The organism is Rouxiella sp. WC2420 (assembly GCF_041200025.1).
In the GTDB taxonomy this organism is placed as follows: Bacteria; Pseudomonadota; Gammaproteobacteria; order Enterobacterales; family Enterobacteriaceae; genus Rouxiella.
The window spans coordinates 3201038-3213518 of sequence record NZ_CP165628.1 but is presented as its reverse complement, the minus strand read 5'-3'; the positions used below and the strand labels follow the sequence as shown (position 1 = coordinate 3213518).

Annotated in this window: 11 protein-coding genes; 3 read left to right on the top strand and 8 right to left on the bottom strand. The window is 50.1% G+C overall.

Annotated features, from left to right (window positions below; all coding sequences use genetic code 11):
* Position 1: 1 nt before the first annotated feature.
* From AB3G37_RS14620 to AB3G37_RS14590, 7 genes are read right to left on the bottom strand one after another with little or no spacing between them, the layout of a single operon-like run.
* The gene (locus AB3G37_RS14620; RefSeq protein WP_369788253.1) at positions 2 to 1354 is read right to left on the bottom strand and encodes an amidase; all 1353 of its coding nucleotides are present in this window, start codon (positions 1352 to 1354) and stop codon (positions 2 to 4) included.
* Between the two features lie 15 nt (positions 1355 to 1369).
* The gene (locus AB3G37_RS14615; protein ID WP_369788252.1) at positions 1370 to 2764 is read right to left on the bottom strand and encodes an amidase; all 1395 of its coding nucleotides are present in this window, start codon (positions 2762 to 2764) and stop codon (positions 1370 to 1372) included.
* Positions 2761 to 2952 carry a hypothetical protein gene (locus AB3G37_RS14610; protein ID WP_369788251.1) on the bottom strand — a complete coding sequence of 64 codons (192 nt, stop codon included), beginning with the start codon at positions 2950 to 2952 and terminating at the stop codon, positions 2761 to 2763. The genes AB3G37_RS14615 and AB3G37_RS14610 overlap by 4 nt, the downstream gene beginning before the upstream one ends.
* Before the next feature lie 56 nt (positions 2953 to 3008).
* Positions 3009 to 4031: an ABC transporter substrate-binding protein gene (locus AB3G37_RS14605; RefSeq protein ID WP_369788250.1), complete on the bottom strand. Its 1023-nt coding sequence runs from the start codon at positions 4029 to 4031 to the stop codon at positions 3009 to 3011.
* On the bottom strand, positions 4031 to 4921 hold the full coding sequence (locus AB3G37_RS14600; RefSeq protein WP_369788249.1) for an ABC transporter permease: 891 nt from the start codon (positions 4919 to 4921) through the stop codon (positions 4031 to 4033). Before AB3G37_RS14600 ends, AB3G37_RS14605 begins: the two co-directional genes overlap by 1 nt.
* A 19-nt stretch (positions 4922 to 4940) precedes the next feature.
* Positions 4941 to 5720, bottom strand: coding sequence for an ABC transporter ATP-binding protein (locus AB3G37_RS14595; RefSeq protein WP_009635316.1), 780 nt, complete (start codon positions 5718 to 5720; stop codon positions 4941 to 4943).
* 3 nt (positions 5721 to 5723) lie between these two features.
* Positions 5724 to 6632 carry a carbon-nitrogen hydrolase family protein gene (locus tag AB3G37_RS14590; RefSeq protein ID WP_369788248.1) on the bottom strand — a complete coding sequence of 303 codons (909 nt, stop codon included), beginning with the start codon at positions 6630 to 6632 and terminating at the stop codon, positions 5724 to 5726.
* A 472-nt stretch (positions 6633 to 7104) separates the two neighbouring features.
* Here AB3G37_RS14590 and AB3G37_RS14585 point away from each other — a divergent pair, with 472 nt between their 5' ends.
* On the top strand, positions 7105 to 8826 hold the full coding sequence (locus AB3G37_RS14585) for an ABC transporter ATP-binding protein (protein ID WP_369790967.1): 1722 nt from the start codon (positions 7105 to 7107) through the stop codon (positions 8824 to 8826).
* Between the two features lie 49 nt (positions 8827 to 8875).
* Here the strand turns inward: AB3G37_RS14585 and AB3G37_RS14580 are convergent, their stop codons facing one another.
* A complete protein-coding gene (locus tag AB3G37_RS14580; RefSeq protein WP_369788247.1) occupies positions 8876 to 9790 on the bottom strand; it encodes a LysR family transcriptional regulator in 915 nt (304 codons plus the stop codon).
* A 118-nt stretch (positions 9791 to 9908) separates the two neighbouring features.
* Between AB3G37_RS14580 and AB3G37_RS14575 the strand changes: the two genes are divergently transcribed.
* Together AB3G37_RS14575 and AB3G37_RS14570 are read left to right on the top strand one after the other, a co-directional pair.
* Entirely contained in the window at positions 9909 to 10352 is a 444-nt protein-coding gene (locus AB3G37_RS14575) for an ester cyclase (RefSeq protein WP_369788246.1), read from the top strand.
* A 722-nt stretch (positions 10353 to 11074) separates the two neighbouring features.
* Positions 11075 to 12178: a porin OmpC gene (locus tag AB3G37_RS14570; RefSeq protein ID WP_009635321.1), complete on the top strand. Its 1104-nt coding sequence runs from the start codon at positions 11075 to 11077 to the stop codon at positions 12176 to 12178.
* Positions 12179 to 12481: the final 303 nt, after the last annotated feature.

The window sequence follows — 12481 nt, the reverse complement described above, 5'->3', positions numbered from 1 at the left end:
CTCACTCAAAGCCGGGCGGTACGGTTTGCCACTCGCCTTGCCGTTCCAAGGCTTCAGCCAGCGCCAGCAGCGTGCTTTCCCCCTCGGCAGCGGCAATCAGCTGCATGCCGATCGGCAATCCGGCAGAAGAAAGCGCAACGGGAAGCGAAATCGCACAGCCATCAAGATAGTTGACTCCACGGGTGAAGGTAGCAAGTGCGGCCTTTTGCTCGTCAACGTCGGAAAGTGGGATTGCGGTCATGCTTAGAGTCGGGGTCAGAATCGCATCAACGTCGAGCATCATTGTGGCAAAAGCCTGTTGATATTGACGCCGAGTTTCCATCGCGCAAAGGTAGGCCTGACTGCTGGTAGACTGCCCCTGCATTAGTTTGCCGAAAATCACCGGGTCATAGCTTTCGGGATGAGCCTGCAAATCCTGACAATGGTAAGCGTAGGCGTCGGCCGTGATAATTTCTCCGCTCAGGCGTGACAGCTCGGGCAGTGAGAAGGGAGCCTTGATGGCAACAACCTCAATCCCGCACTGACGTAAATCATACTGTGTCTTTTCAAAAACTTGCAAAATCTCGGGCTCTACCGCAACCCCGTCCATATCACCCTGCAAAATGGCGACTCGCATCCTTCCAACCTGCGGTTTAGCCAGCGTGACGCCACTCATCAACTCAAACAGCAAAGCGGCATCTTTTACCGTGCGAGTTAGCGGTCCGATCGAGTCCAGGTTTACCGACAGCGGAATACAGCCCTGATTGCTGACCCGTCGTTGTGTGGGTTTTAATCCTACCAGGCCATTTAACGCGGCAGGAATGCGTACTGAACCGCCGGTATCGGTTCCTAACGAGGCCGGCACCAGCCCGGCAGCCACGGCGACCGCAGAACCGCTGGACGATCCGCCTGGAATGCGATGGCATTTTTTATCCCACGGATTCCACGGTGCGGTAAAGCGTGGATTGGTGCCCCAGCCGCCGAAGGCAAACTCAACCAACTGGGTCTTGCCGACAATGTTCATGCCACCCGCATGCAGTTGTTTTACCACCTCGGCGGTTTCGTCGGAGATTACCCCTTTCAACAGGTTTGACCCGGCGCTGCACGGTGTCCCTTGCCAATGCAACAGATCCTTGATGCCAATCGGCAGCCCCTGAAGAGGGCCGAGATTGACACCCGCCGCCAGCAAATTGTCCTGACCTTCGGCCGCGTCCAGCGCCCGCTGCTCAAAAACGCTGACGAACGAAGCCAGTTGCGGATCAAAACGGTTGATTCGTTCCAAAAAATGGGCAGCGATAGCGACGGCAGTGATCTCGCCGTCGTCAAGTTGCTGCTTCAATTCAGTCAGCGAGCTAAAAGCGTTAATTATCGGCATGAGGCGAGCAAGCCCTTAATGGTTAAGCAGAGGAGGAAGGCGCAGGTGATGCGTCGAACGGCGCTGGTACTGATGAGCGGCGCGTAAAAGCAGCGCTTCCTGACCCGGTGCGGCCATCAATTGCAGGCCAACCGGCAGACCCAGTGAATCGAATCCGGCAGGGAAGCTTATCGCGGGTAGCACCGCCAGACTCGGAATACAGGTAAAAATCAGATTACCCAGCAAGGTTGAGACTTCGCCGTCACCTATTGGCAGCGTTTCCTGACCAATCAACGGCGCGGTAAAGGGCAGCGTTGGGGTGATAATCATATCGACCTGAGTAAACAGCTCGCTGAATTTGTCGCGCAGCCAGGTGCGATAGCGCTGGGCCTGCAAATATTCCACTGCGGTAAAGGTCAATCCGGCCTGAAGCAGAATACGCACGTCGTCGCCGTAATCACTGGCGCGATCTTTGAGCCAGGGCCAATGAATGGCACTAGGTTCGCAGGCGTCGACAATAATCTGCGCATCCACCGCATTTTCCAGCCCCTCGACTTTAAGACTGACAATCTCGACGCCGTGCTGTTTTTCGAAATCGCTTAATGCACCGCGCAAAGTCTTTTCGACACCCGGCTGCAAACTGTAAAAGCTGTAGGGATCAAGCACGCCGATACGCAAACCTTTCAACGGGCGCGCCAGTTGCTGGTCGATATTCGCACGCTGTTTGGCGTCGGCACCTGAAAGCGTGGCATATAAAATAGCGCAATCTGCGGAACGAGCTGCCAGCGGCCCGACGGTATCCATGCTCCAGGCCAGCGGAAATACGCCGTCGGTGCTGATATTACCCACTGTCGGGCGCAAACCTGTGACACCGTTTAGCGCCGCAGGTAAGCGCACCGAGCCGCCAGTGTCGGTTCCCAGTGTGGCAAAGGCACTGCGCACGCCGGCCACGACGCCCGATCCGCCGCTGGATCCTGCGGGCACGCGCTGCGCATCCCACGGATTACGGCACGCCCCAAAGTGCGGATTATTGGTGGTGCCGCCCCAGGCAAACTCGTGCATGTTGGTGGTGCCAAGAATAATCGCCCCGGCCTGCTTGAGAAGGCGAGTCACCGTCGCATCCTGACTGGCGATATTGCCCTGCAAAATTTTGCTGCCGGCATTCATCTCCTGCCCGCAGATATCAATATTCGCTTTCAACCCCAGCGGAATACCCTGCAATGGCCCCAGGTCATAACCGTTTTCCAGCAGGGTTTGCTGCGCCTGCGCCAGCTTGATTGCCGGTTCGGCGTAAACTTCTAGCCAGCCGTTCAGCTCGCGCGTTTTCTGTTCTCTGTCGAGGCAGGCGCTGACTAATTCGGGAAAGCTGGTTTCCCCTGCACGGACTTTGGCACCGGCTTCGGCAATCGATAAATTCAGCAATTCGGTCATGATGTTTTCACCGCCGGAGAGATAAATACGGTAATGGGGGCGACCTCGGGGCCGATATTGGCATTAACAAAATCACTCAGCGCGCTGGCGCGTTCTGCCCAGTCAAGCACGGTAGGCAAAACCGCCTCGGCGTGCGCTGGCGTTATAGGGGTAATGGCTTTAAGGCGTAGGGAGTGGTGGTCAGTCATAGAGGCACACCTTGAGTCAGAAAGGCGGGGCAGGCAGGAGGCGCTGCCCCGTTGGGTTATTTCATTGCATCAACCGCGGCTTTGGCCTTGGTGGCCAGCTCGGTGTTGACGTTGGTTTTATAAGACGTGGCGTCAGACGGGTAGGCCTTGATATTTTTCGCATACAGCGAAATTTTCATGTTGTTATCCCAGGCTTTCTGACTGACCAACACGTTTTCCGGGTAACCCTTGGCATCGATCTCGCGTTTCACGGCTTCACGGACGATGTCTTTTGGCAGGTTCGGGAAGTATTTGGCGGCGATATTTACGGTGTCGTCAAAATTGCTGTAGATATAACGCGAGGCTTCCTCAAACGCTGTTACGACGGCCTGCGCCGCTGCCGGATTCTTGTCGATGTAGGCTTGAGTTGTGGTCAGGCTGGAGAAGGCAAACGGATACCAGTCCTGTGCCGCCGAAAACGAATACACCATGTGCAGCCCGTTTTGACGGATTGCCATGGTTGTTTGCGGCTCTACCGCCAACGCATAGTCGGCACGACCCGCCACTACCGCCGGGATTTCGTTACCGATTGATACGTGTACCAGTTTCACGTCTTTGAGGTTTTGCTGCTTGACCAGATAGCTCATAAACGCCCAGGTGGTGTCCGGCTCAGGGCTGGTGACCACGCGTTTATTGGCCAATGCTGCCAGATTATTTTGCAGGTTGGTGCCGTCTTTGCCGAAGATAAACACCGTTGGCGCATTCTGCACGCCAGCCACGACTACGCCACCGCCGCCGTTTTCATGAGATTTCGGCACAAACACCGGGTCTTGAATCGAGAAATCCGCCGAACCGCCAATCACCGCCGACCACGACTGTGCGCCGCCGCCGCCGGTGCTGATTTGTACCTTCACGCCTTGCTGGGTGAAGAAGCCTTTTTCCTGCGCGACGTACAGTGGCAGGTAAAGCAGTGACTGGAATGCCTGGTTGATGCGAACCGGTGTTTCAGCGGCGCTGGCCGGTTGCAGTGCAAGTGAAACCAATAAACAGCAGGCCGTAGAAGCAGCCAATGTGAAGCCTTTAACTGAGGAGATTGTCATTATTTTACCCTTTCCCATGAGAGAATCAGTCGTTCGAGGAACATCACCACTACGTTAAATACCAGCATCATCAACATCACCAGGACGATACCGGCCAACACGATATTCATGCCAAAATTGGAGCTGCCGAGCAGGATCATGTGGCCCACGCCGACGTCTGAAGAGATGTATTCGCCGACAATAGCGCCGACCAGCGCGAAACCAACGTTAAGGCGCAATCCTGAAACCACCCATAACATCGCTGAGGGCACCACCAGCTTGATGAAGATTTTTGAGCGCGAGGCGTCAAAGGATCGCATCAGGTTAATTAAGTCTGGATCAGTACGAACCGCGCCTTTGTAGGAAGTCGTCAGCGACACCACGATGCAGGAGAAGGCGACAATGACCACCTTCGACAGCATGTCAGTGCCAAACCAGATGATAGTAATCGGTGCGATCGCCAGAACAGGAATCGAACCAATTGCGGCGATAAACGGCGCAGTCAGGTCAGAGATAAACTTCGAATACCACAGCAGCAGGCCCAGAATCGAGCCGCCAACGGCACCAATCACGAAACCAATCAGCGTTTCCAGCGCGGTGGTACCAATATCGGTAAACAGCTCGCCTGACTGAAAACGTTGTACCAACACGTCCCAGACCATGCTTGGACTGGCAAACAGAAACTTGCTGATGAAACCTTCTCGCGCGCCGATTTCCCAATACAACAGGAGTGCAGCGACGATCGTCACCTGCAAAATCAGCAATACGTAACGACGAGAAGTCGGACTTTTGAAAAAGTTGGCTTCCTGAGCCGGCATGCGCGGGGAAATATGCCGCGTGGTGCCCGCTGGCGCTGGCTCGGTGTCTGCTGGTGTATCTTTCAAGGTTTGTTCAGAAGAAAGCGTGCTCATAAGTGAATCCCCGTAAAGGTCAGAACACCACTGGTGCAGCGCCAATGCTGCGCCAGATTAATTCGTAGTAATCGTTAAAACGCGGCGACAAACGGCGTTCGGGAATAATTCGGCTGTCGGTTTCCAAATCAACATTGATTTCATGAATGATTTCCCCAGGCCGTGCCTTCATGACATAGACACGGTCGGACAACGTCACCGCTTCTTCAATGTCATGGGTGATAAAAATTACCGTCTTTTTCTGTTCCTTGACCACGTTCAGCAATTCACTTTCCAAAGAGATCTTCAGTGGATAGTCGAGGGCTTTATAGGCTTCATCCATCAGGATGATTTCCGGATCGGTTATCATCGTGCGCATCAATGCCACCCGCTGTTTCATGCCGCCGGAGAGCTGGGCTGGGTATTTATCTTCATAGCCCTGCATGTGATAGGTATTTAATAATTCCCTCGCGCGTTCTCGAGCATCTTTCTTATTTATGCCGCGTATTTCCAGCCCCAGAATTACGTTCTGGATCACCGTTCGCCATGGGAAGAGCAAATCCTTTTGCAGCACATAACCCATTTTTTCAGAGGCGCTGCCGGTGGTTTCTTTATCACTAATTAAAATGTGCCCATTATCAGGCATTAAAAGACCAGTGATAATATTGAACAGTGTCGATTTACCGCAGCCGCTCGGCCCAACAAATGAAATAAACTCATTCGCATCAGCGTGAAAATTGAGTTCTTTAAGCACCGTGACGTTACCGGCAGCCGTTGAATATTCTTTGGAAATATTAATTGCTTCAAGCGCATGTGCCATAAATTACTCCCTTGAAGATTTAACGTGGCGTTGAGAAACCGTTAATGGGGAAGGCGGCGCATTAACCGGGACATAATCTTTCAGGAAGTGATAGCCGATATAGGCGACGCTGCGAGCCTTGATAATTTCAGCGGAAACATCGACGGTAGCCATTGCGATACCGCTGGCAAATCCGGTATCGGCGATAATTTTTCCGTGCGGATCAATAATGCGGCTGTGCCCGTGATAGTTGAGTTTTCCGTGCGGGCCAAACAGGTTGGATTCAACCATCCAGCACTGATTTTCCAGCGCGCGCACTCGGCCAAACAGGGTATAGGTATCCACCATATAATCCTGCTCCGGATCTTTGGTATCGCCCGCCAAACCCCATGCAGTGGGCATAATCATAATGTCGGCGCCTTTTAATGCCAGCTCGCGGGTGCTTTCCGGAAACACCTTGTCATAGCAAATCAGCATGCCGATCCGGCCAATTTTGGTTGCGAACACCGGAAAGTTGTCGCCAGGATAATAAATATGCTTTTCATCGCCGGGCTGGTGGACTTTACGATAGCGGCCAATTTCGCCTTCTGGTCCCAGCAACACGACACAGTTATATAAAACTTCTGCGCGCTCGGCGTCTCTTTCGGTCAATCCTATTACCGCGTGGACCTGAAGCTTCTTTACTTCCTGTATTAGTACAGCAATACATTCACCCTGCGGTATTATTTCAGCTTGGTCAAACTGGTAAGCAACATTCTCGAAATCATAATTAAGCGTGTCGGATAAATACCCTTGCAGACTTTGCTCAGGAAATACAATCAGATCGGCTCCTTCGCTGGCAGCCTGATTTAATTCTTTAATCATACGACGCATATTTTGCTGTTTATCGTAAACCGCGGGCATGGCGACGGTAGCAATAGTTATTTTGCTCATAACACTCCCTGGAATACAGCCAGAATTCAAGCTAAGTTGGCGGCTCATTGATAATGACGGTTGGCGTTAATAACTGGCCGCAACTCTCAATTAACCTGAAAAATAGTTGCAAAGAATATGCCAGTTTTCATCAATCCCAAATAATGGAACTTAGCCAAAAATACAATTTAACCGAGGTGAATAACGCTTATTAAGCGAAATTTTAATTTAGTGATTGTATTAATTTCACAGTTTGGGATTTTTAAAATTCCCAGCAAACAATGTGGTTTTTTTTAGTGCAGTCAAAGCAGCTAACTCGGTGCATCGTGGTCTAGACCAGAGATAATAATTATATTGATAATTATTTTCATTTAGAATGGATGCGTATCGTTTCCGATTTCGATATTGATAAGGATCTGTATGTGGGGCAGGCGCTCTTGAGGTTGAAGAGCAGACTACCCGGAAAACTCATTTTCTATTTTAAGGATGCATGATGCTCCGCCGTTTCTTCTCTTATTACACTCCTTATAAGAAGCTGTTTTACCTCGACTTTGGCTGCGCGATCCTCGGTGGCTTGTTGGAGCTGGGTTTCCCGATGGCGGTAAAGCTTTTTATCGATAAGCTGCTGCCCGCGCACGATTGGGTACTTATCCTTACCGCCGCCGTCGTGCTGCTGTTTATTTATCTGCTCAATACGGCGTTAATGGCAATCGTCAATTATTGGGGACACGCACTGGGGGTTGGCATTGAAACCGATATGCGCGAGCAGGCGTTTAATCATCTGCAAAAGTTGTCTTTTCGTTATTACGACAATACCAAAACCGGGCATATCATTACTCACGTCACAAAAGACCTTGAAGAAGTCGGCGAGATAGCGCACCACGGGCCGGAAGATCTGTTTATTGCCGTGATGACCTTTATTGGCGCGTTTATCCTGATGGCTACGGTGCATCTGCAGTTGGCGTTGATGACTATTATTATCGTACCGTTTATGGGCTGGTTGGTAGGACGTTATGGTGCGCAGATGACGGAAACCTGGCGACGCCTGTTCGGACAGGTGGGCAACTTTAACGCCCGCGTTGCGGAAAGTATTGGCGGCATACGCGTGGTAAAAGCCTTTGCCAATGAACAGCATGAAGAGAAACTGTTTGCCGGCGACAACAGTAACTATCGCGATACCAAACTTCGCGCCTATCGGATAATGACCGCCAGCATTACTCTCAGTTATTTAAGTACGCGACTGGTGCAGCTGGTGGTGATGATTGCCGGAACCTGGTATGTGGTGAATGGGTCTCTGAGCTATGGCGGTTTTGTCGGTTTCTTGCTGCTGGTAGAAGTATTTTTCCGCCCGGTGGCGAAAATTACCTCGGTAATGGAAAGTTATCCGAAAGGTATCGCTGGCTTTAAGCGCTTTACTCAACTAATCGATACGGCACCGGATATTGTCGATAAACCCGACGCGGTCGAGATGGAACATTTACACGGCGATATCTGCTATCGCGACGTTGTATTTGGCTACACGCCTGCCAGCACTATTCTTGACGGCATTAATCTGCGAATCAAAGCCGGTGAAACACTGGCTTTTGTCGGCCCGTCAGGCGCGGGTAAAACTACGCTGTGCTCTTTGCTACCGCGTTTTTACGATATTAATAGTGGCGCTATCACTATCGACGGTGTCGATATTCGCGATATGACTCAGCGCTCGTTGCGCCATAACATTGGCATCGTGCAGCAGGACGTTTTCCTGTTTGGCGGCAGCATTCGTGAAAACATTCTTTATGGACGACTCGATGCCAGCGATGCTGATATCTGGGAAGCGGCCAGGCGGGCGCGTCTCGATGAAATGATCGCCGAGCTGCCGCAGGGCATGGAGACCATCATTGGTGAACGAGGTGTCAAGCTTAGCGGCGGGCAGAAGCAGCGGCTCTCCATTGCCCGCATCTTCCTCAAGAATCCCCCGATCCTGATCCTCGACGAGGCAACCTCAGCGCTGGATACCGCCACTGAGCAGGCGATACAGCAGTCGCTGTCCGAGCTTGCGCAGGGGAGAACCACGCTGGTCATTGCGCACCGTTTGGCGACCATCCAAAATGCTGACCGTATTGTGGTCGTCGATAAAGAAGGAATAATAGAGCAGGGTACTCATCAGGCATTGTTGGCGAAAGCCGGGCGTTATGCCGCATTGCATGCCGCGCAGTTTAGAGCTCCGAGCTAGAAGAAACGTTTGCAGCCGAAGGCGCAGTTAGCACCTCGGCTGCAAATAATCAGCTCGACTCATTGCATTGCGCACAAATCAATTTTCTCAGCCATTGTTGCGCGTGGCTTTCATTTGAGCGTCGGTGCCAGAAAAGGTGAAACTGTATTTCTGGCAGACTAAGCGGCGGTTGCAGCATTAAGATATCTTCATCCAGATAGTTGAGCAAAACACTGCGTTTTAAAACCGTTGCAACAAAATCGGTGTGCTTAACAATTTCTGTGACAGCAAACATAGTGGGCAACGTCAGCCGCAGTTCCCGACTCAGACCCAACTCTTTTAGCCGTTCATCGACCAGTCCAAAATGATGGCCTTCCGGTGAGACCAAAACATGGCGCATTGCGAGATAGGTTTCCAATGTCATGCCATTTCGAACCGCCTCGCTGTCTCTGCGAACCAGAGTGACAAATTCATCACTGAATAACGGCCGAGAAAATATTCTGCTTTCAGTTTGTGTGGGTGCAATGCCGATCACCAGGTCAATTTTGCCGCTATCAAGCATAGCCACCGACTCATCGCGGTCGATAAATGTGCGTACATGAATTGTCACGCCCGGTGCCTGCAGATTGACAGCCTTCATTATACTGGGCAATAGCACCATCAATGCGTACTCGGGCATTCCCAGTGTGAAGGAGAGGCTGCTATGTTGTGGAAAGAATGCTTCGCCGTTGGCCAACAGGTTACTGAGTTCGCTCAACGCGCGTGAAACGTGCTGGCCAATCTCTTTCGCCCGGACAGTGGGCTGGAGCCCCGAGGCGCTGCGAATAAACAGCGGGTCGGCAAAATGCGTGCGCAGCCTTGAAAGTGCAGCGCTCATTGCGGGTTGGCTGACCGCCGCTTTTATGGCTGCGCGGGTGACGTTTCGTTCTTCCATCAGCGCATCAAAAGCGACCAGCAGATTGAGATCCAAGCCCTTAAAATCCATAAAACGTATATTCCTCTATATGGTTTTTCTATTTCAATTATTGCTGATCCGAATGGGATACTGGCTGCGTACCCCAGATTAATCACATTAAAACGCCATAAGTTAGAGGAACAGAGAGATGTCAGATAATCAAGAGATAACAAATCGTCTCATAAAAGAGCGCATCGCAGTTGAAACCATTTATCAGGCCTTCAGCCTGCATAATCCCGACTTGATTGATGAAGCCGTGACGCCGGACTGGGAGGACATTCCCCTTGCTCCCGGCCAGGCTGCGGGCCCGGAAGGACTCAAGCCAATTATTAGAGGGTTTATTGCTGCCTTCCCGGATGTACAAATCGTCATTCACGATTTGCTACAGGTGCCGGGGCAGATTGCAGTTCGTGCTGAAATTACCGGTACGCACAAAGGGATTTTCATGGGGATTGAGCCGACCGGTAAATTTGTCAGCATTCGGTTGCATGAGTTCCATCAATTGAACGGTGAGCGAATCACTTCAACCTGGCATCTGGAGGACTGGTTTGGTCTATTTATGCAGTTAGGCCAGTTTCCTGCAGTTGAATAAAAAATCCCTTCCAGGCGCTGAAAAACTCGTGAGCTAGCGAGCCAGGCGCCATTTTTTCCCCTATGCCCCTCACTTCTCTGCCTGGTGTTAATAGCAATGCCGCCCGAATTGTCTATTATTCGAACAAATTCGAAATTTCAACTTGCCTATCATTGTTCAGTTTAATAACTCTGGTAATTATGATCTAAATAAAGTGATTTAATATTTGGCTTTATTTTTTACACTATTACTGAAGTTAAAAAATATGACTTATACCAATAACAATATTGTTTACTCGTTAATTTGCATAGCCACCTAATGAATACAAAACAATTACTCTGCTATGCACTTTTTGAAGGCAGGTGATCTATTTCTCATTTAATTTTTTTAACGATTGTTAACAGAAAAAAATGCTTTAAAAAACGTGGCATACAGCACAGTAAAAACACAGTTCTTTAAGCTTTTTGTGGCATAAAATGGCATTGCACTGTTTTGGTGCAATTGGTTATGCGAAAACTGCATAAAATCAGTGAGTTACAACAATTAAAAATACACTTTTTGTTACATATCTTTACTTAATTTTGACCAATTGAACCGAACTTTTCCATTTTAACTTTTCGTGCTTAGTGCTAAGGTTCAAATCGATTTACAGATAGCATCAATTATAAATATTAAGAAACTCGCAGCCTGATATTTAAAATTTGGCACGGGAAACCTATACCTAAATTCTAGGAACTTAAATAATGATGAAGCGCAGTGTTTTGGCCGTAGCGGTCTCTTTAATTGTTGTAACCACTGGGGCGAATGCCGTAGAAATTTATAACAAAGATGGCAACCAGTTAGACCTGTATGGCCGCGTGAATGGCAAACATTATTTCAGCGACAATAAAAGCAATAATGGTGACGGTTCATACATGCGTTTCGGCTTTAAAGGCCAAACTAAAATTAGCGATACTTTGACGGGTTATGGCCAGTGGGAATATCAAAACAGCCTGGCTAACTCCGAAGGCTCGGACGCACAGAGCGGCAATAAAACCCGTCTCGGTTTCGCCGGTCTGAAATTTGCCAAGTTTGGTTCATTGGATTACGGCCGTAACTACGGCGTGGTTTACGATGCTATCGGTTACACTGACATGCTGCCAGAATACGGCGGTGACTCGGCTAACACGGATAACTTCATGGTCGGTCGTTCAAGCAGCCTGGCAACGTATCGTAACAAGAACTTCTTTGGCCTGGTTGACGGCTTGCACCTTGCCTTGCAGTACCAGGCAAAAAACGAAGCAACCAGCTCCAGCAGCACTTCCCGTCCTAACAGCCGCTCAAATGGCGACGGTTACGGCGCATCTCTGACTTACGAAGATATTGGCGGCACGGGTATTGCGGCAGTTATCGCCGGTTCACGTTCTGACCGCACCAATGCTCAGTCTGCGGCGGCCATCGGCGGTGGCAGCGAAGCTTCTGCATGGTCAGCGGCCGTTAAATACGACGCCAACCAGATTTATCTGGCCACCATGGTTGAACAAACTCACAAACAAACCAGCATCACCGCCAATGGTATCTCTGGTTATGCCAACAAAACGCAGATCTTTGAAGCCGTTGCCCAGTACCAGTTCCTGAACGGTTTCCGCCCATCGCTGGGTTATGTGACCAACAAAGCGAAAGACGTAGAGGGTGTGGGCGATGCTTACCTTTATAAATACGTTTCTGTAGGTGCTTACTACTACTTCAACAAAAACATGTACACCTACGTTGACTACAAAATCAACACTCTGAGCAACAGCGACAGCGCTAAACTGGGCGGCAACAAGAAAGACGTGACCACCGTTTCTCTGACCTACCGTTTCTAAGGTTTAAAACGCTTAAGAGTCATCGTATTACCCCTATCTGTGTCTGAAAAAGGTAATCTCAAAGGCAGGGCCAGTGGCTCTGCCTTTTTTATCATTAAAAAAGCCAGCCCGAAGTTCGGGCGATGAATCTAAACCAGGGCCTCGAGTTGATAATAATCAATGCGGGGCTTCTTGCTTTCTGCTCCTTATATAAATTGACTCCATGCTTTGAACTTCGTAAATCGAAACCTTTAAAACAGGTCATGATCGACGGCACGCAGTCTTGGTAAGAGTGAATTTAATCATTGAAAATCGACAGTCTTC